Source organism: Streptomyces sp. NPDC041970 (genome assembly GCF_055588985.1).
Map to the genome: position 1 here is coordinate 1 of NZ_JBVJCD010000016.1, position 22,681 is coordinate 22,681.

The 22,681-nt window shown below is 74.4% G+C and carries 20 protein-coding genes; 4 read left to right on the forward strand and 16 right to left on the reverse strand.

The window, feature by feature from the left end; genetic code table 11:
- Both ACZ6EJ_RS11205 and ACZ6EJ_RS11210 read right to left on the reverse strand, forming a co-directional pair.
- Nucleotides 1-1,693: P-loop NTPase family protein (locus ACZ6EJ_RS11205; RefSeq protein ID WP_469266299.1), on the reverse strand; the 1,693-nt coding region annotated here is incomplete at its 3' end.
- Nucleotides 1,690-2,952, reverse strand: coding sequence for a glycosyltransferase (locus ACZ6EJ_RS11210; protein WP_469266300.1), 1,263 nt, complete (start codon nucleotides 2,950-2,952; stop codon nucleotides 1,690-1,692). The genes ACZ6EJ_RS11210 and ACZ6EJ_RS11205, both read right to left, overlap by 4 nt.
- Before the next feature lie 146 nt (nucleotides 2,953-3,098).
- Here ACZ6EJ_RS11210 and ACZ6EJ_RS11215 point away from each other — a divergent pair, with 146 nt between their 5' ends.
- Nucleotides 3,099-3,548, forward strand: a complete 450-nt coding sequence (locus ACZ6EJ_RS11215) for an FAD synthase family protein (protein WP_469266302.1) — start codon at nucleotides 3,099-3,101, stop codon at nucleotides 3,546-3,548.
- Here the strand turns inward: ACZ6EJ_RS11215 and ACZ6EJ_RS11220 are convergent.
- The 10 genes from ACZ6EJ_RS11220 to ACZ6EJ_RS11265 form a co-directional block, all read right to left on the reverse strand.
- The gene (locus ACZ6EJ_RS11220; protein ID WP_469266416.1) at nucleotides 3,517-4,248 is read right to left on the reverse strand and encodes a CDP-alcohol phosphatidyltransferase family protein; all 732 of its coding nucleotides are present in this window, start codon (nucleotides 4,246-4,248) and stop codon (nucleotides 3,517-3,519) included. The genes ACZ6EJ_RS11215 and ACZ6EJ_RS11220 overlap by 32 nt on opposite strands.
- A gap of 91 nt (nucleotides 4,249-4,339) precedes the next feature.
- Entirely contained in the window at nucleotides 4,340-4,885 is a 546-nt protein-coding gene (locus ACZ6EJ_RS11225) for an MOSC domain-containing protein (protein ID WP_469266304.1), read from the reverse strand.
- A 62-nt stretch (nucleotides 4,886-4,947) separates the two neighbouring features.
- Nucleotides 4,948-5,331: a monovalent cation/H(+) antiporter subunit G gene (mnhG, locus tag ACZ6EJ_RS11230; RefSeq protein ID WP_469266305.1), complete on the reverse strand. Its 384-nt coding sequence runs from the start codon at nucleotides 5,329-5,331 to the stop codon at nucleotides 4,948-4,950.
- The gene (locus ACZ6EJ_RS11235; protein ID WP_469266307.1) at nucleotides 5,328-5,651 is read right to left on the reverse strand and encodes an MrpF/PhaF family protein; all 324 of its coding nucleotides are present in this window, start codon (nucleotides 5,649-5,651) and stop codon (nucleotides 5,328-5,330) included. The genes mnhG and ACZ6EJ_RS11235 overlap by 4 nt, the downstream gene beginning before the upstream one ends.
- Complete coding sequence (locus tag ACZ6EJ_RS11240) at nucleotides 5,648-6,277, reverse strand: Na+/H+ antiporter subunit E (RefSeq protein WP_469266309.1); 630 nt, start codon at nucleotides 6,275-6,277, stop codon at nucleotides 5,648-5,650. The genes ACZ6EJ_RS11235 and ACZ6EJ_RS11240 overlap by 4 nt, the downstream gene beginning before the upstream one ends.
- Entirely contained in the window at nucleotides 6,274-7,926 is a 1,653-nt protein-coding gene (locus ACZ6EJ_RS11245) for a Na+/H+ antiporter subunit D (RefSeq protein WP_469266310.1), read from the reverse strand. Before ACZ6EJ_RS11245 ends, ACZ6EJ_RS11240 begins: the two co-directional genes overlap by 4 nt.
- The gene (locus ACZ6EJ_RS11250) at nucleotides 7,923-8,540 is read right to left on the reverse strand and encodes a Na(+)/H(+) antiporter subunit C (protein WP_469266311.1); all 618 of its coding nucleotides are present in this window, start codon (nucleotides 8,538-8,540) and stop codon (nucleotides 7,923-7,925) included. Before ACZ6EJ_RS11250 ends, ACZ6EJ_RS11245 begins: the two co-directional genes overlap by 4 nt.
- A complete protein-coding gene (locus ACZ6EJ_RS11255) occupies nucleotides 8,537-11,440 on the reverse strand; it encodes a Na+/H+ antiporter subunit A (protein WP_469266312.1) in 2,904 nt (967 codons plus the stop codon). The genes ACZ6EJ_RS11250 and ACZ6EJ_RS11255 overlap by 4 nt, the downstream gene beginning before the upstream one ends.
- 151 nt (nucleotides 11,441-11,591) lie before the next feature.
- The gene (locus tag ACZ6EJ_RS11260; RefSeq protein ID WP_469266313.1) at nucleotides 11,592-11,993 is read right to left on the reverse strand and encodes a RidA family protein; all 402 of its coding nucleotides are present in this window, start codon (nucleotides 11,991-11,993) and stop codon (nucleotides 11,592-11,594) included.
- On the reverse strand, nucleotides 11,990-13,180 hold the full coding sequence (locus ACZ6EJ_RS11265; protein WP_469266315.1) for an acyl-CoA dehydrogenase family protein: 1,191 nt from the start codon (nucleotides 13,178-13,180) through the stop codon (nucleotides 11,990-11,992). Before ACZ6EJ_RS11265 ends, ACZ6EJ_RS11260 begins: the two co-directional genes overlap by 4 nt.
- Before the next feature lie 149 nt (nucleotides 13,181-13,329).
- Between ACZ6EJ_RS11265 and ACZ6EJ_RS11270 the strand changes: the two genes are divergently transcribed.
- A complete protein-coding gene (locus ACZ6EJ_RS11270) occupies nucleotides 13,330-15,051 on the forward strand; it encodes an AMP-binding protein (RefSeq protein ID WP_469266316.1) in 1,722 nt (573 codons plus the stop codon).
- Between the two features lie 4 nt (nucleotides 15,052-15,055).
- Nucleotides 15,056-15,877, forward strand: a complete 822-nt coding sequence (locus ACZ6EJ_RS11275) for a PaaX family transcriptional regulator (protein WP_469266317.1) — start codon at nucleotides 15,056-15,058, stop codon at nucleotides 15,875-15,877.
- Nucleotides 15,878-15,963: 86 nt separating this feature from the next.
- Here the strand turns inward: ACZ6EJ_RS11275 and ACZ6EJ_RS11280 are convergent, their stop codons facing one another.
- A complete protein-coding gene (locus ACZ6EJ_RS11280; RefSeq protein WP_469266318.1) occupies nucleotides 15,964-18,291 on the reverse strand; it encodes a bifunctional salicylyl-CoA 5-hydroxylase/oxidoreductase in 2,328 nt (775 codons plus the stop codon).
- A 4-nt stretch (nucleotides 18,292-18,295) separates the two neighbouring features.
- Entirely contained in the window at nucleotides 18,296-19,123 is an 828-nt protein-coding gene (locus ACZ6EJ_RS11285; RefSeq protein ID WP_469266320.1) for an enoyl-CoA hydratase family protein, read from the reverse strand.
- Between the two features lie 353 nt (nucleotides 19,124-19,476).
- Between ACZ6EJ_RS11285 and ACZ6EJ_RS11290 the strand changes: the two genes are divergently transcribed.
- Entirely contained in the window at nucleotides 19,477-19,926 is a 450-nt protein-coding gene (locus ACZ6EJ_RS11290; protein WP_469266321.1) for an ATP-binding protein, read from the forward strand.
- Here the strand turns inward: ACZ6EJ_RS11290 and ACZ6EJ_RS11295 are convergent.
- Both ACZ6EJ_RS11295 and argF read right to left on the reverse strand, forming a co-directional pair.
- Nucleotides 19,877-21,376: an amino acid permease gene (locus tag ACZ6EJ_RS11295; RefSeq protein ID WP_469266323.1), complete on the reverse strand. Its 1,500-nt coding sequence runs from the start codon at nucleotides 21,374-21,376 to the stop codon at nucleotides 19,877-19,879. The two genes, ACZ6EJ_RS11290 and ACZ6EJ_RS11295, sit on opposite strands and share 50 nt — an antisense overlap.
- A gap of 190 nt (nucleotides 21,377-21,566) precedes the next feature.
- On the reverse strand, nucleotides 21,567-22,571 hold the full coding sequence (argF, locus tag ACZ6EJ_RS11300) for an ornithine carbamoyltransferase (protein ID WP_469266325.1): 1,005 nt from the start codon (nucleotides 22,569-22,571) through the stop codon (nucleotides 21,567-21,569).
- Nucleotides 22,572-22,681: the final 110 nt, after the last annotated feature.

The window sequence follows — 22,681 nt, forward strand, 5'->3', positions numbered from 1 at the left end:
TCCTCAACGAGCGCGCGGGGGGTGCGGGGGAAAGGTTGCTTGTACCCAGCCGGGGGTTCGGGGGGGGGTCACGATTCCGTTCGGGCCCGCCGGCGCCCGCCGGGGCCCCCCCCCCGGGGCGGCGGCGGGAGGGCGCGGTACGGCGCTCCGGGCGCCAGGCCCGGCCCCGGCTCGGGTGGAGCAGCGCGCCGAGGACGTGGCCTCCGGAGGCGCCGATGATCTCCCGGATGCGCTCCAGGTCGCTGCGGTGGACCTGGCGGGGGTCGCAGACGATCATGACGCCCTCCACCCGGTCGACCAGGGCGACCGCGTCCGCGTAGGACAGCACGGGCGGGGCGAGCACGATGACGACGCCGCCGGGCCGGTCCGCCTCCGCGACGATGCGGCCGACGGGCGGGGAGGTGAGGGCGCGCGGGACGTTGTCGACCGTGACGCCGGGGACCAGGGCGAAGGCCCCCGAGCCGGGGACGTCCACGTTGCGGCGGCCGCCGGCGGGCCATGCGCGGCGGCCCTCGTCGGCGGCCCAGTGCGGCGGGCGCGCCTCGGGGGCGGCGGGCCCCAGCTCGCGGGCGAGGGAGGGGGTGCGCAGGTCGGCCTCGATCAGCAGCACCTCGCGGCCCATCTCGGCGAAGGCGGCGGCCAGGTTGGCGGCCGCCGCTGCCGCCGCCGCGTTGTCGCCGCGCGGGGAGGTGACCAGCAGGCGGCGGCTCTCGGCGAACGACGGGTCGTAGGCGAGCCGGAAGGCGACCGCCCGGTACTCCTCCGCGAGCCGGGAGGAGCCCCGGCCGATGGCGAGGAGGCCCGGCTGGGCGGTGCGCTCGCGGGGGAGGGTCCCGAGCAGCGGTGCGCCGAGCGAGCGGACCAGTTCGCGGGTGGAGCGCACGGCGGGGTCGAAGACGAGGCGGACCCAGGAGAGCAGGAGTCCGAGGGCGATGCCGACGACGCCGCCGAGGCCGAGCAGCAGGGGCAGGCCGGCGCCTGCGGGCTCGGTGGGGGCGACGGGCTTCTTGTTGAGGTAGCCGGGGGTGGTGTCCAGCGCGTTCAACTCGGAGATCTTGCGGGTCAGTTCCGATATGGCGACGATGATGTTGGCACGGGCGCTGCTGACGTCGTCCGCCGCGGTGGCGCCGATCTGGTCCTCCAGCAGATCGCGTTTGTCCTCCAGCGGGTGGAGCTGCGCCCGGTAGCCGTCCGCCATGTTCTTGATGCTGTCCTCGGTGCGCGCCTTGCGGTGGGTCAGGTAGGCGTTGGCGAGGGCTTCGGCGCGGGCGCGGGCCTGCTCGGGGGCGGCCCCGGTGTAGGCGAAGCGCAGGGTGAGCGTGTTGGGCGGGTTGGTGACCTGGAGCCCGGCCAGGAGCGTGCGGGCGGCGACGGCGTCGCCCTGGTCGCGGAGGGTGTCGGCGGCGAGGGCGCCGACGGTGTCGCTGACGGCGGTCTGGCGCTCGGAGCCGATGTTGATGCCCTTGTCGGCGGAGGCGCCGGTGGCGAAGGGGTCGGCGGTGGCGGAGCGGACCTGCACTTCGCCGGTGGCGGTGTAGACCTCCTCGCCGCTGAGGGCCAGATAGCCGCCGCCGAGCAGGCCGATGGCGACTCCGGTGGCCAGCAGCGGCCGGTAGCGCAGGAGTTGGCGGAACTGGTCGCGGAGGAGCGCCGGTTCGTCCTGGTCGTCCAGGGTGCGGCTGGGCTGGGTCATCGGTGGCGGCTTTCCGTCGCGTCCTGCAGGATCTCGGCGAGCAGGGCGTCGAAGCGGGCCAGGCCCGCCGCGCTGCTCAGGTGGCGTTCGACGTACCGGGGCCCGTGGGCCCCGAGCGCGTCCGCGGCGGCCGGGTCGGCGGCGAGCCCCCGTACGGCCGCCAGGAGGGCGGCGGGGTCCTCGGGGGCGACGAGGACCCCGGCCCCGGAACGGCGGACCTCGTCGGCGGTGCCGCCCCCGTCGGCGACGGAGGCGACCACGGGGCGTCCGGCGGCGAAGTACGAGGTGAGCTTGGAGGGCACGCTCATGTCGAGGACGGAGGCGCGCTGGGTGACGGCGAGGGCATCGGCGGCGGCGAGGACGTCGGTGAACTCCTCGGCCCCGGCGGGCTCCAGGAAGTCCACGTTGGGCAGCCCCGCCGCGCGGGCGCGCAGGGCGTCGCGCTGGTTGCCGTCGCCCATCAGGACCACGCGGAGGTCCGGCGCCAGGCGGGCGGTCTCCACGAGGACGTCGAGCCCCTGCTTGAGGCCCATGTTGCCGGAGTGCAGCAGGACGGGGACGCCCTCGCCCCAGCCCAGCCGGGCGCGGGTGGCGGCCCGGTCGGCGGTGGGGCCCTGCACATGGGTCCAGTTGGGGACCAGGCGGATGCGGCCGGGGTCCACGCCGAGGGCGGTCACGCCGGGGACGAAGCTCTCGTGGATGACGCCGACGAGGGCGGCCCCGCGCAGGGCGTGGCGCTCGGCGGCGGCGGCGAGGGCGGCGGCCCGGCCGCCGCCCCGGATGCCGCTCTGCGCGGCGGCGGCGGCCATCAGGTCCTGGACGACGGGGAGGTAGGGGACGCGGTGGCGGCGGGCGAGGCGGGCTCCGATCACGCCGCCCGCGAGGCTGGGCGTCTGGGCGACGACGGCGTCCGGTCGGCCGGCGGGCGGGGCGAAGAGCCCGGTGGCGAGGACGCTGGCCTCGAACGCCGCGCGGCGCAGGGCGCTCTGCCGGGTCGGCACGTAGTGGCGGCGGCGGTGGACGGCGACGCCGCCGCGTATCTCCACCGTGCGCCACACGCCCCGGTAGCCGCGCTCCACCCGCCAGGACGGGTAGTGCGGCAGCCCGGCGAGCACGTCGACGCGTGCGCCCGACGCGGCCCAGTGCTCGGCGAGTTGGGCGGCGTACGGGCCGATGCCCGTGACCTCCGGTGCGTAGTTGGTCGACACCACCAGGAGACGGCGGTTCTGCAGCGGCTCGGGCCCTGCGACATCGGACATCGGACGATCGCCTTCCCCACGACGGTCGCCGCCCCCACCGGGGAGCGGCACCCGTCGAGCTTATCCGTTCACGGCTTGCACAAGTGTTCTTCACAGTAGGGTCGTTGGAGCATCGCCGGTCAGGTTCACCGCGGGGGGAGATACGGATGGCGCAGCACAGGGTGGGGTACGCGCCCGGAGTGTACGACCTGTTCCACGTGGGTCACCTGAACATCCTGCGGCACGCCCGCAGCCAGTGCGACTACCTGGTCGCGGGGGTCGTCTCGGACGAGATGGCCGCGCTCGCCAAGGGCCACACGCCCGTGATCCCGCTGCGCGAGCGGCTGGAGATCGTCCGCAGCGTGCGGTTCGTGGACGCCGCGTTCGTGGAGACCGTACCGGACAAGGTCGAGACCTGGCAGCAGGTCCGGTTCGACGTGATCTTCAAGGGCGACGACTGGCGGGGCACGGACAAGGGGGAGAGGCTGGAGCGCGACTTCGCGGAGCTGGGCGTCGAGGTCGTCTACTTCCCGTACACCGTGCACACCTCCAGCACCCAGTTGCGCCGGGCGCTGGAGGTGCTGGTCAACCGGCCCGGAGCGCTCTCAGCTCCCTGAACCACTTGGCGAGGAAGGCCGCCAGGAACAGGGCGTGCACCACCGCGAGGGCGGCGTACCCGGCGCGGAAGGCCGCGGGCGCGCCGAGCAGCAGGAAGACCAGGCAGAAGACGCCGTAGTCGGCGGGCAGCAGCGCCACGGCCCGCAGCCGGGAGGGCGGCGCCGTGTCCGCCGGGGCCCGCACCCCGCCGGACGCCGCCGCCCTGCCGAGCTGTTCGCGCAGCAGTCCCGCGCAGAACGTCAGCACGGCGGCGAACTGGAAGCCCAGCGGCACCAGCAGCCAGGCGCCGGAGGGCAGGTCGCCGAAGCGGTGGAAGGAGATCAGGACGGCGGTGTGGACGAGGAGCAGCTTCCCGCAGTCCACGACGTGGTCCAGCCATTCGCCGTCCGGGCCGCCCCCGCCGGTGAGCCGGGCGAGCTGGCCGTCGGCGGAGTCGAAGGCGAAGCCCGCGGCGAGGGCGGCGTAGACCCCGGCCGCGAGCCCCCACGACGGCTCGACGAGGGCGACGCAGGCCAGCGCGCCGTACGTGAACAGCGCGCTGACCACCGTGACCTGGTTGGGCGTCAGTCCCAGGCGGTACGCCGCCGCGGCCAGCAGCCGCCCGGCCGGGCGGTTCACGTACCGCGAGTAGAGCGAGACCCCTTTGGCGCTCTTCTGCGCGCCGCGCAGCGCGCGCAGCACCGTGTCCGTGCCTTCCATCCGCCCCCCAGCGTCCGACATGGTGCGCATCATGGCACGCGCGGCCGGGTCGGCGGACGGCCGTCCGGGACGGACGGTGCGCTGCGGGCGGTCAGACCCGTTCCAGCGGGCGGTGCGGCAGTGCGGGGAGTTCGGCGCGCACCGTGTCGCCGGGGCGGATCACCCCGCCCTGGCGCACCACGCTCATGACCCCGGCCTTGCGCACGACGGCGCCGGACTCGTCCCGGCCCACGACCTGCTTGAGGAGCCCTTCCCGGAAGACCTCGATCTGCCCGCAGGGGTTGCGCAGGCCGGTGACCTCGACCACGGCCTCGTCACCGATCCGCAGCAGTGCGCCGGTGGGGAGCGCGAGGAGGTCGACGCCCCGCGTGGTGACGTTCTCGCCGAGCTGTCCGGGCTCGACGGTGTATCCGGCGTCGGCCAGCTCGGTGAACAACTCCGCGTGGATCAGGTGCACTTGGCGCAGGTTGGGCTGGGTGGGGTCCTGCGCCACGCGGGAGCGGTGCTTGACCGTCTCCCCCGCGTGGGCGTCCCCCTCCACTCCGAGGCCGGCGAGCAGGGTGAGGCTGTCCCGGTTCGCCTTGCCGAACGTGTGGGAGCCGCTGCTGCTGACCGCCGTGACCGTTCCGTCCGCCATGATCCCCTCGTTCCCGCTCGGTGTGCGCGAACTCCCGACCCTAGGCGATCGCGCGGCGGCCGTCACCGCCCCGCGTCGGGCCGCTGCTCGGACCGCTCGCGGTCGGTGAGCTGCTCGTCGAGTTCGTCGAAGAGCAGGTCGCGGTGCTCGATCTGGCCGGTGCGGTACGCGGCGCGGGCGACCAGGTGCGAGGCGACCGGGCCGGTGAGCATCTGGAAGAAGGCGACGAGGGCGAGGGTGGCGAGGTCCATCCCGCTGCGCAGCCGCAGCGCGACCCCGGCCAGCACCAGGATGACGCCCAGGGTCTGGGGTTTGGTCGCCGCGTGGCTGCGGGCGAGGACGTCGGGCAGCCGGATCATGCCGACCACCCCGAGCAGGCAGATCGCGGCGCCGAGGAGGATCAGGGCGGCGCCGGCGGTGTCGACGATCTGGAGCCAGACGTTCACCGCGGACCCTCCCGGGCGTCGTCGGAACGGGGCGGGCGGGGCCGGTCGCGTACGGCGATGAAGCGGGCGATGCCCACCGACCCGGTGAACCCGAGGAACGCCAGCACCAGCATGATCGAGAAGTAGAAGGGGTCGCGCGCGAAGGCGGACTTGACGCCGAGGCCGCCGATGATCAGGGCGGCGATGACGTCCAGCGAGATCGCCCGGTCGAGCATGGAGGGACCGCGCCAGATGCGGGCCAGCAGGAGGCCCCCGGCGAGGAGGATCAGTACGGCGGCGGCGGTCAGCAGGACGCGGTCGACCTGTTCGGGTGCGCTCATGGTCCCGTCCTCGCGGTGCTGAGCTGGGGCGGTGGCGGCGGTTCGGCGACGCGGGCGATCTCGTCGGCGGTGCCGAAGGCCCGTACGGTCAACTCCTCCACGCGCCACACCGAGCGGCGCGCGGCGTCCAACTCCTCGGGCCGGTCGGCGTCCAGGACGTGGACGAAGACGGTGGCGGTGGCCCGGCGCACCTCGACGATGGAGCCTCCGGGCACGTTGGAGACGGCGACGGCCGTGGCGGCGAGCATCAGGTCGCTGCGGCAGCGCAGCGGGACCGCGATGACGGCGGCCCGGTGGGGCAGGCCGGCGAAGGTCTGCCCGGTGACCTTCACCGCCGAGGTGTACATGTCGTAGAAGAGGTAGCCGGCCAGGCAGAGGATGCCCCAGGGGTGCAGCCGCAGTCCGAGGTCGACCCGCGGCAGCGGGAAGGCGAGGCAGACGGCGACCGAGACGACCAGGCCGGTCAGCACGTTGGCCCAGGTCAGGGTGGACCAGAGCAGCACCCAGATGAAGGTGAGCCAGCAGATCAGCGGCAGGTCCAGGACCCGCTTGCGCCCCTTGCCGAACTCGCAGCTCAGCGGGGGGAGGTCGGCGGCGCGGAACGACAGCCCGAGGATGCGCCTCATCCGCCCAGCACCTCCTGGATGTAGGGCGTCCGCTGGAGGATCTCGGCGGCCGCGCGGTCGGTGTAGGAGGTGAAGGGGGCGGCGAAGACCGTGAAGGCGAGGCCCAGCGCGACCGTCGCCGCGGTGGCCGCGGTCATGGGGTGGGGCAGCCGGCTGGTGGTGGTGACGGATCGGACGCGCAGCGTCGCGGCGGCCGCCCGCCCCTCGGGCCGGCCCCGCGGTCCCACGGGCTCGTCGCCGGTGCCGGGGATGCGGTCGGGGCCCGCGTCGGAGTCGTCCTCGCTGTCGTCGCCGGACTCCAGGACCGTGCCGGCGGCCGCCAGGCCGGGCGGGGAGGCACGCCAGAACGCCAGATTCCACACCTTGGCGACCACGTACAGCGTCAGGAGGCTGGTGGCCGCCGAGCCGGCGACCAGGACCCAGGCCCAGCCGCCGCCGTCCGCGACGCCCGCGCGCATCAGGCCGAGCTTGCCGATGAAGCCGGACAGCGGGGGGATGCCGGCGAGGTTCATCGCGGGGACGAAGAACAGCACCGCGAGCAGGGGGGCGGCTCTGGCCAGGCCGCCGAGCCGGGTCAGCTCCGTGGTGCCGCCGCGGCGCTCGATGAGCCCGGCGACGAGGAACAGGGTCGTCTGGACGGTGATGTGGTGGGCGACGTACACGATGGCCCCGCCGTACCCCAGGCGCGTGCCGAGGCCGAGACCGAAGACCATGTAGCCGATGTGGCTGATCAGGGTGAAGGAGAGCAGCCGCTTCAGGTCGGTCTGGGCGACCGCCCCGAGGATGCCGACGACCATCGAGGCCAGGGCGACGGCCATCAGCAGGCCGCCGAGGCGGTTGCCGGGGAAGAGCAGCGTCTCGGCGCGCACCATGCAGTACACGCCGACCTTGGTGAGGAGGCCGGCGAAGACGGCGGTGACGGGCGCGGGCGCGGTCGGGTACGAGTCGGGCAGCCAGGCGGCGACGGGGAAGACGGCGGCCTTGATCGCGAAGACGGTGATCAGCATCGCCTCGATCAGGGTCTGCACGCCGATGGGGAGGTCCGGCAGGCGCTGGGCGAGCTGGGCGAAGTTGGCGGTGCCGGCGGCCGCGTAGGTCATGGCGATAGCGGTGAGGAAGAGCATCGAGGAGAACAGCGAGATGATCACGTACGTGGAGCCCGCCCGCATCCGGGGGCCGGTGCCGCCGAGGGTGAGCAGGACGAAGCTGGCGACGAGCATGATCTCGAAGCCGACGTAGAGGTTGACGAGGTCGCCCGCGAGGAAGGTGCAGGAGACCCCGGCGACGAGGATGAGGTAGGCGGGGTGGAAGACGGCGAGCGGGGTCTCCTTGTCCCGGTCGGTCATGCCCTGGCCGAGGGAGTAGACCAGCACGCAGAGCGTGACGGCCGACGAGACGGTGAGCATCAGCCCGGTCAGCCGGTCCGCGACCAGGGTGATGCCGAGCGGCGGGGCGAAGTCCCCCAGGTGGACCGAGAGCGGGCCCTCCCGGTCGGCGGCGATCATCAGGATCACCGAGAGCGCCGTGACGGCGGTGAGCACGGCGACGCTGATGAAGCGCTGGAAGCGCTGGAGCCGGGTGCCGAAGGCGAGGCTCAGGCCGGTGGCGCACAGCGGCAGCAGCACCGGCAGCGGGACGAGCGCGTTCATCCGGTGGCTCCTCGGTCGCGGGGGTAGCGGTCGTCGGCCTTGGCGTCGCCGCCGCGTTCGTCCTCCGGCGGGTCCGCGCCCAGGACGTCGTTCCAGAGGTTGCCGGAGGCGTCGCGGCCGCGGGCCTGGCGGGCGCGGTCGGCGCGCAGCCGTTCGCGGAGTCTGCGGCGCTCCTCGCGGTAGCGCTCGCGCTCCTCGTCGGTGGGCTCGTCGCCCGAGCGGAACTCCTCGCGCAACTGGGCCCGCTCCCCCATCACCTCGGCGCGCAGGACGATGCGCCGGTCCTCCAGGTCGTCGTGGACCTCGTCGGTGCCGGTGATCTGGTGGCTGCGGTAGGCCATGGCGAGCAGGAACGCGGTGGTGCCGAGGGTGATGACGATGGCGGTGAGGGCGATGGCCTGGGGCAGCGGGTCGGTGATCCGGTCCAGGTCCACCCCGTACAGCAGGGGTTCGGCGCCCGCGCGGCCGGTCGAGGCGAGGACGAGGAGGTTGATGCCGTTGCCCACGACGACGGCGCCGATCAGGATGCGGGTCAGCGGACGGGTGAGCATCAGGATGCCGCCGACGGCGCAGAGCACCACCGCGGTGGCCAGGAGCGAGGCGCTGACGGTCATCGTGCGACCCCTCCCGCCTCGGGCCCGCCCTCGGGCGCCAGGACGCCCGCCGCGCGTTCGATCTGCCGGTCCACCTTCGCGCCGAGGGCCCGCACGATGTCCAGGACGACGCCGAGGACCAGCAGGTAGACGCCGAAGTCGAAGAGGACCGGGGTGCTCATGTGGTAGTCGCCGAAGACCGGCAGGCGCCCGTGGTGGGTGAAGGCGTGCAGGACGGTGCCGTCCAAGAGTCCGAGGAGGGCCACCCCGGTGGAGATGAACAGCCCGAGGCCGGTGAAGAGGCCGGGTTGCAGGGGGGCCGCCTCCGCGAGTTCGAAGCGGCCGCCCGCCAGGTAGCGGATGATCAGGGCGATCCCGGCGACGAGTCCGGCGACGAATCCGCCGCCCGGCAGGCTCTCGGCGCAGAACAGCAGGTACAGCGAGAAGACCAGGATCGGGTGGAACAGCAGGCGGGCCACCACCTCGAAGACGACCGAGCGGTGTTCGGGGGCGAGGGTGGAGCCGGCGGCCAGCCAGTCGCGCTCGGGGGCCGCGTCGTCGCCCTGCGGCAGCCGGGAGGTGTGGTGCGCCGAGAGGGACCAGGCGGTGCGGCCCCGCAACTCCTCCGGGGCCATGGCGCCCTCGCTGCGGCGGTGCAGGTAGATGAGGCTGGTGACGCCGACCGCGGCGGCGGCGAGCACGGCGGACTCCCCCATCGTGTCCCAGGCCCGCAGGTCGACGAGGATGGTGGCGACGACGTCCTTGAGCCCGTGGTCGGCGACCTCCCGGACCATGGCGGCGCCGGCCGGTTCGGCGGTGCGCGCGGCCGCGGCGACCCACACCACGACGCCGATGGTGGCGGCCGCCGCGAGGGCCGTCGGGACGCGGGCCGCGCGCCGCCAGGTGCTGACGGTCTCGTGGAAGTGGACGGGCATCCGCCGCAGCACCAGCACGAAGACGATCATCGCGACCGTCTCGACGCAGAACTGGGTCAGCGCCAGGTCGGGCGCGCCCTGCACGACGAAGAGCAGGGCCGCGCCGTACCCGGTCAGGCCCGCGAGGACGACGGCCTTCATCCGCCGCCGCACGGTCAGGCAGAGCAGGGCGGCGGCACAGGTCAGCACGGCGACGGCGCCCTGGAGGGGGGTGTCCCAGAGGCGGGGCGGGTCCGCTCCCCGCCAGGGCCGGTCGACGAGGAGGACGGCGAGCTGTCCGGCGAGCATGACCAGCAGGGTGGTGGCCAGGTACACCGAGAGGGAGCCGCGCTGCATGAACCCGGTGACCTGGAGGGCGAGGCGTTCCTGCCCGAGCAGCAGGTGGCCGAAGACGCTGTCGGCGGTGGGCCAGGCGATCCGGCGGGAGAGGCGGGTGACAGTGGTGCGGCCGAGGAAGAGGGCGGCGCCCGCGGCCCAGGCGAGGGCCGACAGGAGCAGGGCGGCGCCGAACCCGTGCCACAGGGCGAGGTGGGAGGGGTGCTCGGGGGCCGGGAAGGCGTCCGCGTACGCGCCCAGCAGCCGGTCGGTCCAGCCGACGCCGGGGCCGAGGACCAGGCCGAGCACGGCGAGCAGGGCGGGCGGGGCGAGGAAGGCGGCGCCGACGCGGTGGACGGGGGTGTCGGGGACGCCGGGCTTGCGGGCGAACGCTCCCCAGACGAACCGCAGGGTGTACGCGGTGGTCAGCGCGGAGCCCGTGACGACGGCGGCCAGCGCCCACCGGTCGGCGGTGGAGCCGTGCAGCAGCGCGTCGAACGCGCTCTCCTTGGCGGCGAAGCCGAGCAGCGGCGGCAGGGCGGCCATGGAGGCGGCGGCGAGCGCGGCGACGGCGGCGACGTACGGCAGGGAGCGCCCCACTCCGGAGAGCCGGCGCAGGTCGCGGGTGCCGGCCGCGTGGTCGACGATGCCGGTGACGAGGAAGAGCGGCGCCTTGAAGAGGGCGTGCCCGAGGGTCATGGCGGCGGCGGCGAGCGCGGCGTTCCGGTTGCCGGCGCCGGAGAGCAGGACGAGGAAGCCGAGCTGGCTGACGGTCCCGTAGGCGAGGACGAGCTTCAGGTCGTTCAGGCGCAGCGCCCGCCAGCCGCCCAGCAGCATGGTCGCCCCGCCGAGGACGAGGACGACGGGTCGCCAGACGGGGACGTCGGCGAAGGCGGGGGCCAGCCGGGCGACCAGGTAGACCCCGGCCTTGACCATCGCCGCGGCGTGCAGGTAGGCGCTGACGGGCGTCGGGGCGGCCATGGCGTTCGGGAGCCACATGGAGAACGGCCAGATCGCGGACTTCGACAGGGCCCCGCACAGGACCAGGACGAGGGCGACGGAGACGGCGAGGGTGGTCTCGGGCGGGTCGGCGACGATCGCGGAGATCCGGTAGGTCCCGGCGGCGTGGCCGAGGATCAGGAAGCCGACCAGCATGGCCAGTCCGCCGAGCGTGGTCACGACGAGGGCCTGGAGGGCGGAGCGGCGGCTGTGCCGGCGCTCGCTGCCGTGGCCGATCAGCAGGTAGGAGAAGACCGTGGTCAGCTCCCAGAACACGTAGAGCGTGATCAGGTCGTCGGCGAGGACGAGGGCGAGCATCGCGCCCGCGAAGGCGAGGAGGTTGCCGGCGAAGCGGGCCAGTTGCGGGGTGTCGTCGGTGAAGTACGAGGCGCAGTAGAGCAGGACCAGCGCGCCGATCCCGGCGGCGAGCAGCACCATCAGTTCGGCCAGCGCGTCCAGGCGCAGGGCCACGAAGACGCCGTAGTCCGGAATCCACTGCCAGGACCAGGTGACCGCGTCGCCGGAGGCGGTGGTGTTCCAGCGGGTGAGGGCCCAGACGGCGGCGGCCGCCGGGGGCAGGGCGAGCACCACGAAGGCCCGTCGGCCGAGCCGGTGCACCAGCGGGCCCGCGCAGGCCGCCAGTGCGAAATGGCAGACGACGAGCGCGATCACCGCTGGAGGTCCGGAGGGGAGGGTGGGGCAACCGGGATGAAAGGCACTGAATACTCATATATCCCTCGGGCCGCTCAACCCGTCCGGCGCGCCGCAGACCGCCCGGACCGGTGGGGAGCGCGCCTCCCCCGCCACCGCGCGAGGCGTCGCCTCACGGCAGTACGGCGACCCCGTCGATCTCGACCAGCGCCTGCTCGTCCCAGAGCCGGGCCACGCCGATGACGGCCATCGCCGGGTAGTCGCGCCCCGCGAGCGTGCGCCAGATCCGGCCCAGTTCGGCGGCGTGGGACCGGTAGTCGGCGACGTCGGTGGCGTAGACGGTCACCCGCGCCAGGTCGGCGGGGGCGCCGCCGGCCGCGTGGAGCGCGGTGAGCAGATTGCCGAGGGCGGTGGCGAACTGCTCCGGCAGGGTCTTCCCGACGACCCCGCCGCGCGGGTCGAGGGCGGTCTGCCCGGCGAGGAAGACCAGGTGGCCGCCGGTGGCGACGACGGCGTGCGAGAAGCCGGTGGGCGGGGACAGCTCGGGCGGGTTGATCCGGTGGGACGGGCTCATGCGGAGGGCTCCTGGGTCGGGGCGGCGGGCTCCGGCGCGGCGGCCGGGGGGACGCGGCCAGCGCGGTCCGGGGCGGCCGCCCGGTACAGCTCCTTGGCGATGACGGTGCGCTGCACCTCGCTCGCCCCCTCGTAGACGCGGGGCGCGCGGACCTCGCGGTAGAGGTGTTCGAGGAGGTGGCCGCGGCGCAGGGCGCGGGCGCCGTGCAGTTGGACGGCGGCGTCGACCACGTACTGCGCGGTCTCGGTGGCGTACAGCTTGGCCATGGCCGCCCGACGCGGCACGCCGCTCTCCCCCGCGTCGTACGCCGCGGCCGCCGCGTACACCAGGAGGCGGGCGGCCTCGGTGCGGGTGGCCATCTCCGCGACCTGGTGCGCGACGGCCTGGAGGGCGCTCAGCGGGCCGCCGAACGCGGTGCGGCGGGCGGTGTGCTCCAGGGTCGCGTCGAGGGCGGCGCGGGCCATCCCGACGGCGAAGGCGCCCACGCTGGGGCGGAAGAGGTTGAGGGTGTCCATCGCGACCCGGAAGCCCGCGTCGGGCTCTCCGAGCACGTCGTCGCGGGTCACCGGCACGCCGTCGAACTCCAGGGTGCCGATGGGGTGCGGGGAGAGCATGTCGAGGGCGGACCCGGTGAGTCCGGGGCGGTCGCGGGGGACCAGGAACGCGGTGATCCCCCGCGCCCCGGCGTCGGCGGTGGTGCGGGCGAAGACGGTGGCGAAGTCGGCCTCGGGGGCGTTGGAGATCCAGCACTTCTCGCCGGTGAGCCGCCAGCCGCCGGGGGCGGGGTCGGCGGCCAGGCTCAGCGCGGCGGCGTCGGAGCCCGCGCCCGGCTCGCTCAGCGCGAACGCCGCGACGGCGCGGCCGGTCCGGACCTCGGGGAGCCAGCGTCCGCGCTGGGCGGGCGTCCCCGCCCGGACGATCGGGGCGGCGCCGAGCCCCTGGAGGGCGAGGGCGGTCTCGGCCTCGGTGCAGCCGCGGGCCAGGGACTCGCGCAGCAGGCACAGGTCGAGCGCCCCGGAGTCGAGCATCCGGCCGAGCAGCCCCAGCTCGCCCAGCGCGGTGAGCAGCGGCCGGTTGACGCGGCCGGGCCGGCCCCGTTCCGCCAGCGGGCGCAGCCGCCGCGCGGCGAGGGCGTGCAGCTCCTCGCACCAGGCGGTTTGTTCCGGTTCGAGGGAGAATGCCGTCATGGCGGCGCCTCTCTGGTCGCGTCTCGTCGGTTCGGGCCCGGTCGGGTCGCCCGCGCGCTCTCCGTACGGCCGCGCCCCGGCTTATCGCGGACCGTTGACTACCGTCACCCAAACGATACGCTCCAGAGGCGACAAGGGGGCGATCCTTCATGGAGCCGAATTCCTCGCCGAACACGCCCGCAGCCGCCGCCGACGCGTCCGCACGCGTCACCGGCGCGCCTCCCGCACCGTCCGCGCGCGTCGCCGGCGCGCACACCGACACGTTCACGCGCGACCACCTCCCGCCGCCGGAGCAGTGGCCCGTCCTGCTGCTGGACCGGCCCGAGCTGCGCTACCCGGACCGATTGAACTGCGGCCGCGAACTGCTGGACCGCACCGTCGAGGAGCGGGGGCCCGACCGCCCCGCGCTGCGCGGCGGCGACGGCGGCGTCTGGAGCTACGGCGAGCTGCGGGCGACGGTGGACCGGATCGCCCATGTGCTGACCGACGACCTGGCCGTGGCGCCGGGGAACCGGGTGCTGCTGCGCGGGCCCACCACGCCCTGGCTGGCCGCCTGCTGGCTCGCCGTCATGAAGGCGGGCGCGGTCGCGGTGACCGTGCTGGCGCAGGCGCGGGCGGGCGAGCTGGCCACCGTCTGCTCGCTGGCCCGGATCGGCCACGCGCTGTGCGACGCCCGGTCGGTCGACGACCTGCGGGCGGCCCGCGCGGTGGGGCTGCGCATCACGCCGTTCGGCGGGGAGGGGCCCGAGGACCTGACCCGGCTGGCCGCCGCCCGCGCCGGGGCCGGCCCCTACCGGGCGGTGGACACGGCGGCCGACGAGGTCGCGCTGATCGCGTTCACCTCGGGGACCACCGGCCGCCCCAAGGGCTGTATGCACCTGCACCGGGACGTGCTGGCCGTCGCCGACACCTTCTCCCGCCACGTGGTGCGCCCGCTGCCCGACGACGTGTTCGCGGGCAGCCCGCCGCTGGGCTTCACCTTCGGCCTCGGCGGGCTGCTGGTCTTCCCGCTGCGGGCCGGCGCGTCCGCGCTGCTGCTGGAGCGGGCCGGGCCCCGGCAGTTGCTGCCCGCGCTGGCCCGGCACCGGGTCTCGGTGCTGTTCACCGCGCCGACGGCGTACCGCGCGATGCTGGGGGAGGTGGCGGACCACGACCTCTCGGCGCTGCGGCGCTGCGTGTCGGCCGGGGAGGACCTGCCCGCGGCGACCTGGCGCGCCTGGTACGAGGCGACCGGGCTGCGCATCATCAACGGCATCGGGGCCACCGAACTGCTGCACGTCTTCATCTCCGCCGCCGACGACGCCATCCGGCCGGGGACCACCGGGGTGCCCGTGCCGGGGTGGCAGGCGCGGGTGGTCGACGAGCGCGGCGCGGAACTGCCGGACGGGGAGCCGGGGCTGCTCGCCGTGCGCGGCCCGGTCGGCTGCCGGTACCTCTCCGACCCCCGGCAGACGGAGTACGTCCGGCACGGCTGGAACATGACCGGGGACACGTTCGTCCGCGAACCGGACGGCTACTTCCGCTACGTCTCCCGCGCCGACGACATGATCATCTCCTCCGGGTACAACATCGCGGGCCCGGAGGTGGAGGACGCCCTGCTGCGCCACCCCGATGTCGCGGAGGCCGCCGTGGTGGGCCGGAGGGACGAGCTGCGCGGCGAGGTCGTGGTGGCGCACGTGGTCCTGCGCGAGGGCGCGGAGCAGACGGCGGAGTCGCTGCGCGCCCATGTGCGGGCGGTCCTCGCGCCGCACAAGTGCCCGCGCGTCTTCGTCGTCCGCCCCTCGCTCCCGCGCACCGCGACCGGCAAGCTCCAGCGGTTCCTGCTGAGGGAGGAGCCCGGCTCCCCGCCGCCGACCCGCCCTCTAGAGTGACCACGTGGCCGAGTCGCGCACCCCCCGTTCCCTGATCGTCACGCTGTACGGCGCCTACGGTCGCCCGTCCGACGACGCCCCGTTCCCGGTGTCGGAGCTGGTCCGCCTGCTGCACGCGGTGGGCGTGGACGCCCCGTCCGTACGCTCCTGCGTCTCGCGGCTGAAGCGGCGCGGGCTGCTGGTCGCCGTGCGGACGGCCGGCGGCTCGGCGGCCTACGCCCTGTCGCCGGAGGCCCGCCAACTGCTGGACGACGGCGACCGGCGCATCTACCGGCCGCCCGCGCCCCGGCCCGCCGAGGGGTGGGTGCTGGCGGTGTTCTCGGTGCCCGAGGCGGAGCGCGACAAGCGCCACCTGCTGCGCTCCCGGCTGGCCCGGCTGGGGTTCGGCACGGTCGCGCCCGGCGTGTGGATCGCGCCCGCCGCGCTGTACGAGGAGACCCGGCACACCCTGGAACGGCTCGAACTGGCCGCGTACGTCGAGCTGTTCCGCACCGAGCACCTGGGCTTCTCCGCGACCCGCGAGGCGGTGGCCCGCTGGTGGGACCTGGAGGCGATGGCCCGCCTCCACCGCGACTTCCTGGAGGTGCACGAACCGGTGCTGCGGGACTGGGAGTCGCGCTCGCCCGCCGATCGCGCGGCCCTCCCGCGCGCCGCCTACCGCGACTACCTGCTGGCCCTGGACGCCTGGCGCAGGCTCCCCTACGCCGACCCCGGCCTGCCGCCGGAGCTGCTGCCGGAGGACTGGCCGGGCGGCCGGGCGGCGGCGGTGTTCGGGCAGTTGCACGCCCGACTGCGGGACGCCGGGGAGCGCTTCGTACGACCGTGAGCCCATCGGGGGGCGTACGCGGCCAAGCCGCTGCCGGCCGTCGCGGCGGGCGTGGCGCGGGGCGCCCCACCGCTGCCGCGAACGCCTCAGCCCCCCGGTGTGGTCCGGGGTCCGGGGGCGTCGGCGCGGCCGGTGGGCGGGGGGCGGCTGCCGGCGCGGTACGGGAGGGGCCAGCGGGCGCCCGGACCGCTGTAGCCCTGCTCGGCGGCGGCGTGCAGCGTCCAGTGCGGGTCGTACAGGTGGGGTCGGCCCAGGGCGCAGAGATCGGCGCGGCCCGCCAGGAGCAGGGAGTTGACGTCGTCCCAGGAGGAGATCGCGCCGACCGCGATGACGGGGACGCCCACGGCGTTGCGGATGCGGTCGGCGTAGGGGGTTTGGTACGAGCGGCCGAACTCGGGGCGCTCGTCGGGCACGACCTGGCCGGTGGAGACGTCCACGGCGTCGGCCCCGTGCTCGGCGAAGGCGCGGGCGATCCCCACGGCGTCCTGCTCGTCGATGCCGCCCTCGGCCCAGTCGGTCGCGGAGATCCGGACGGTTGCGGGCCGTTCGTCCGGCCAGACGCGGCGTACCGCGTCGAAGACCTCCAGCGGGAAGCGGAGCCGCTTCGCCGGCGATCCGCCGTAGGCGTCGGTGCGCCTGTTGGTGAGCGGGGAGAGGAAGCCGGAGAGCAGATAGCCGTGGGCGCAGTGGAGTTCGAGGAGGTCGAAGCCGCTGCGCGCGGCGCGCCGGGCGGCCTCGGTGAACTGGTCGCGGACCCGGTCGAGTCCGGCTCGGTCCAGCTCGGTCGGGACCTGGCTGACGCCGGGCCGGTACGGGAGGGGGGAGGCGGCGGTCAGCGGCCAGTCGCCCCGGTCCAGCGGTTGGTCGACGCCCTCCCACATCACCTTGGTCGCGCCCTTGCGGCCGCTGTGCCCGAGCTGGACGCCGATGGCCGCGCCGGGGGCGTGGGTGTGGACGAAGCCGGTGATCCGCCGCCAGGCGGCGGCCTGTTCGTCGGTCCACAGGCCCGCGCAGCCGGGAGTGATGCGGCCCTCGGGACTGACGCAGACCATCTCGGTCATGGTCAGCCCGGCGCCGCCGAGTGCGCGGGAGCCCAGGTGGACGAGGTGGAAGTCGCCGGGGACCCCGTCGACGGCGGAGTACATGTCCATGGGCGAGACCACGACGCGGTTGCGCAGTTCGAGGCCGCGCAACCGCAGCGGGGTGAACATCGGCGGGGTGCCGGGCGGGCAGCCGAACTCCTCCTCGACGGCGGCGGTGAACGCGGCGTCGCGCAGGCGCAGATTGCGGTGGGTGACCCGGCGGCTGCGGGTGAGCAGGTTGAACGCGAAGCGGCGGGGCGGCTGTTCCACGTACGCGGCCACCTCCTCGAACCAGCGGAGGCTGGCGGCGGCCGCGCGCTGGGTGGACGCGACCACCGGGCGGCGTTCGCTCTCGTACGCGGCGAGGGCGGCGGGCAGGTCGGGCCCCTCCCGCACGCGGGCGGCCAGCGCGAGGGCGTCCTCCACGGCGAGCTTGGTGCCGGAGCCGATGGAGAAGTGCGCGGTGTGCGCGGCGTCCCCGATGAGCACGGTGTTCCCGTACGACCAGCGGGAGTTGGCCACCGTACGGAAAGCCGTCCAGGCCGACCTGTTGCCGCGCAGGGGCCGCCCGCCCAGGGCCCGGTCGAAGAACGCGGCGCAGCGGGCGGCGGACGCCTCCGGGGTGCAGGCGTCCAGCCCGGCGGCGCGCCACACCTCCTCGCGCATCTCGACGATGGCGGTGGAGGCGTCTGCGGCGTAGGGGTAGGCGTGCAACTGCATGACGCCGTACGGGGTTTCGGCGATCTCGAAGCGGAAGGCGTCGAGGGCGAAGTCGGCGGCGAGCCAGATGTAACGGTTGCGGTGCCCGGTGACGACGGGACCGAAGGCGTCGGCGTGCGCCCGGCGGGTGGCGCTGTGCACGCCGTCGGCGGCGATGACCAGGTCGTGGTGGGCGGCCAGCTCCGCGGCGGGCGGGGCCTCGGCGCGGAAGCGGAGGTCGACGCCGAGGGCGGCGCAGCGCTCGTGCAGGATCTCCAGGAGCCGGCGGCGTCCCAGCGCGGCGAAGCCGTGGCCGCCGGAGGTGTGGGTGCGGCCGCGGTGGACGACGTCGATGGTGTCCCAGCGGACGAACTCGCCCCTCAACGCCCGGTACACCTCGGGGTCGGCGTGCTCGATGCCGCCGAGCGTCTCGTCGGAGAGGACGACGCCGAAGCCGAAGGTGTCGTCGGGCGCGTTGCGCTCGTGGACGGTGACCTCGCGGTCCGGTCCGAGCCGTTTGAGCAGGGCCGCGGCGTAGAGCCCGGCGGGGCCGCCGCCGATGACCGCGATCCGCCGCACGGGCGGGGGCCGCCGGGCGGCGGCGGTCCGGCGCGTCGGGTCCACAGGCGGCACGAGGTCACCTCCCCCGCCACGTCGGCGGCCGCTTCCCGGTGAAGGCGGCGTGGAACTCGGCGTAGTCCTCGCCGTGCATCAGGAGGGCCTGGGTCGCGGCGTCCATCTCGACGGCGGCGGCCAGCGGCATGTCCAGCTCGGCGGTGAGCAGGGCCTTGGTCTGGGCGAGGGCGAGGGCGGGGCCGTCCGCGAGGCGGCGGGCCAGCTCGGCGGCGCGGTCGTCGGCCCGCCCCTCCTCGACCAGCTCGCCGACGAGCCCGATGCGCTCCGCCTCGACGGCGCCGACGGCGTCGCCGAGCATCAGCAGACGGGTCGCGTGGCCGAGGCCGACGACGCGGGGCAGCAGGTAGGCCGCGCCCATGTCGCCGCCCGAGAGGCCGACGCGGGTGAAGAGGAACGCGAACCGGGCCGAGGGGTCGGCGACGCGGAAGTCCGCCGCGAGCGCCAGGACGGCCCCGGCTCCGGCCGCGACCCCGTGGACGGCGGCGACGACCGGGAAGGGGCACTCCCGCAGGGCCCGTACGACCTGTCCCGTCATCCGGTTGAAGTCGAGGAGCCGCGCGGTGTCCATCGCCAGTGTGGCGCCGATGATCTCGTCCACGTCGCCGCCGGAGCAGAAGCCGCGCCCCTCGCCGGCGAGGACGAGGGCGCGCACGGAGCGTTCCCGTGACAGCTCGGCGAGCAGGTCGCGCAGGTCGGCGTAGGCGCCGAAGGTGAGCGCGTTGAGCTTCTCGGGGCGGGCGAGGGTGACGGTGGCCACACCACCGTCTCGGGTCAGCCGGAGGTGGCGCCATTCCTCGACGCGTGGGGCGGAGCTGGGAACCGGACTCATGGCGCAAATCCCCTCGGCGATCGGGCGGGTGCCGGCCGTGCGCGGACCGCGATCCGCTCCGAAGTTATCACCCATATGTGACCGTCGTCACGAGGGCGTCATACCGTAGTCATGAGACCGTTGTGGCGAAGGTCCCTTTCGTTCCGGCCGACCGCCTCTATGACCGCGCCGGAGTGGTTCGTATGGTTGAAACCAGGAAGTCTTGACCCGAGGACCGTCGACGGACCGTCGACGGTCCTCGGGGGGCCGTCCGGCTCTCGTACCACGAGGCCGTGCTGCCGTGAAGGCGAGACCGCGCAGTCGAGACCTCCCGCTACGAGGAAGCCCCCGCTCCCGAACGGAAACCCCCGCCCGTGCCGCCCGATGCCACCGTCCCCGCCTCCTGGCGCATCACCCTGCCGCACTCGACGGCGGCGGTGCCGATCGCCCGCGCCCTGGTCCGTACGGCGCTGTCGGACATCGACACCCCGGCCGACAGCGACACCGCCGAGCTGCTGACCGCGGAGCTGGTGGCCAACGCGGTCGAGCACACGCCGGGCGGCGACCCCATCGAGCTGGTCGTGGAGCTGCTGCCGACCGGCTGCCAGGTGGAGGTGCACGACCGCGACCCCGCCCCGCCGGGGGACCTCACCCGGCCGCAGCCGGGCTGCGAGGTCGATCCCTGGCAGGAGCACGGCCGCGGCCTGCTGCTGATCCGGACCCTCAGCTCGGCGTGCGGTCACCGCACCACGGAGCAGGGCAAGGCGGTGTGGTTCACGCTCCCGGCGGTACCGGCGCAGCCGGGTCCGTCACCGCTGAGCTGACCAGCCGGGAGCGCTTGCGGCCGTAGCCGGCGTACAGCAGCGAGCCCGCGGCCAGGAAGACCGCGAACTGGACCCAGGTCGTCCAGCCGGTCCCGTACATCAGGTACAGGCAGAACGCGACCCCGAGCAGCGGGCTCACGGGGTAGAGCGGCACCCGGAAGGGCCGCTTCAGCTCGGGGTGGCGGCGGCGGAGCAGCACCACCGCGGCGTTGACGGCCACCATCGTGGCGAGCGTCCCGATGGTCGTCAGGTTCACCACCACGTCGAGCGAGGAGAAGGCCGCCGGGACGGCGAACACGGCGGCGACGATCCAGGTGTTGGCGACCGGGGTGTGGGTCCGGGGCGAGACCCGCTCGAAGACGCGGGGGATCAGGCCGTCGCGGGACATCGACATGAGGATGCGGGTCTGCCCGTACATCACGGCGAGGACCACGGAGGCGATGGCCACGACCGCGCCGAAGGCGATGATGCCGCCGCCGATGTGGGAGCCGGTGACCTGGTTGACGACGAGCGAGAGGGCGGCGGGCTTGGCGGACACGTCGTCCGCGCCGAGCGCGCCGATGGCCGAGAGCGCCACCGCGCAGTAGAGCAGCGTGACGATGCCGATGCAGATCAGGATGGCGATCGGGATGTTGCGGCGGGGGTTCTTGACCTCTTCGCCGGCGGTGGTGATGGCGTCGAAGCCGATGTACGAGAAGAACGCCAGCGAGGCGCCCGCGGTGACCCCGCCGAGCCCGTGGGCCGCGAACGGCACGAGGTTGCCGTCCTGGAACGCGGTGAACGCCACGGCGCAGAACGCGAGCAGGATGCCGATCTTGAGGACCGCCATGGCGGCCGTGGCGGTCGCGCTCTCCCGCACGCCGCGCACCAGCAGCGTGGCGGCCATCGCGATGACGACCACGGCCGGGAGGTTGACCACGCCTCCGTCGCCCGGCCCGGAGGAGACGGCGGCGGGCAGCTCCCAGCCGACGAGGCTGTTCAGCAGCTCGTTGACGTACTGGCTCCAGCCCACCGCCACGGCGGAGACCGAGACGCCGTACTCCAGCAGCAGGCACCAGCCGACGAGGAAGGCGGTGCGCTCGCCGAGGGCCGCGTAGGCGAAGGAGTAGGAACTGCCGGAGACCGGGATGGCGCTGCCCAGCTCCGCGAAGGAGAGGGCGGTGAAGATGCAGGTGATCGCGGCGAGGACGAACGAGACCACGACGGCGGGCCCGGCTTCGGCGACGCTGTCGGACAGCCCGACGAAGATGCCGGTCCCGACGATGGCGCCGACCCCGAAGCAGACGAGCTGGAAGAGGCCCATCGTGCGCCGCAGGCCGTGGCCCTCCAGGTCGCCGCCGGATTCGGCGATGAGCTGGTCGGGGCTCTTGCGCCGAGGACCCGACCCGGACGGGCCGCCGGCCCTCCGAAGACGTCGGGACGGGCCGGAAGGCGGCGTGCCGGGGTTCATGGGGGCGGTTCTCATCTCTGGCGGTGCAGGTGGGGGGAGGGTTCCGTGCGCGTACGGAGGCCGTGGGGGGCCCGGACGGCACGGGGGTCGACGGGGTCCGGGCGTGCGAGCCCGAACCCCACCAAGAGCGACATGGTAGTCACCCCAGCACATGTTCACCCAATCGGGTGTATGGCCATGCGGACCCGGTCTACTTCCCGGCCAGCGTAGCCACCAGCACGGCCTTGATCGTGTGCATCCGGTTCTCCGCCTCGTCGAAGACGAGGGAGTGCGCGGACTCGAAGACCTCGTCGCTGACCTCCAGCTCGGTCAGCCCGTGCGCGGCGTGGACGTCCCGGCCGACCTGGGTGCCGAGGTCGTGGAAGGCGGGCAGGCAGTGCAGGAACTTCACGTCCGGGTTGCCGGTGGCGCGCAGGACGTCCATCGTCACGGCGTACGGCGCGAGCGCGGCGATGCGTTCGGCCCACACCTCCTTGGGCTCCCCCATCGAGACCCAGACGTCGGTGGCGACGAAGTCGGCGCCCCGGACCCCCTCGGCGAGGTCCTCCGTGAGGAGGATCGTCGCGCCGCTGCCCTCGGCCAGCTCACGGGCGCGCGCCACGACGGCCGCGTCCGGCCAGTACGCCTCGGGGGCGACGATCCGCAGGTCCAGACCCAGCAGCGCCCCGGTGACGAGGTAGGAGTTGCCCATGTTGAAGCGGGCGTCCCCGAGGTAGGCGAAGGCCGTCCCGGCGAGGGGCTTGTCGCTGTGCTCGGTCATGGTGAGCACGTCGGCCAGCATCTGGGTGGGGTGCCAGTCGTCGGTGAGCCCGTTGAAGACCGGGACCCCGCCGTACGCGGCCAGCTCCTCCACGACCCGCTGGCTGTCCCCCCGGTACTCGATCCCGTCGAACATCCGGCCGAGCACTCGAGCGGTGTCCTTCACGGACTCCTTGTGCCCCATCTGGGAGCCGGAGGGGTCGAGGTAGGTGGTGGAGGCCCCCTGGTCGGCCGCGGCCACCTCGAACGCGCACCGCGTGCGGGTCGAGGTCTTCTCGAAGATCAGCGCGATGTTCTTCCCGCGCAACCGCTGGACCTCGCTCCCCGCCTTCTTGGCCGCCTTGAGTTCGGCGGCCAGCGCGACCAGGCCGAGGAACTCCTCGGAGGTGAAGTCCAGCTCCTTGAGGAAGTGACGGCCGGTGAGGTCTATGGCCATGATGGCTGCTCCTGGGTCGGGCGGATGCGGGCGTGATCGGACGGGACCGCGGGACGGCGCGGACACGGGAAAGAATACGGAAGTCTATACGAGGTCGTGTATCTCTATAC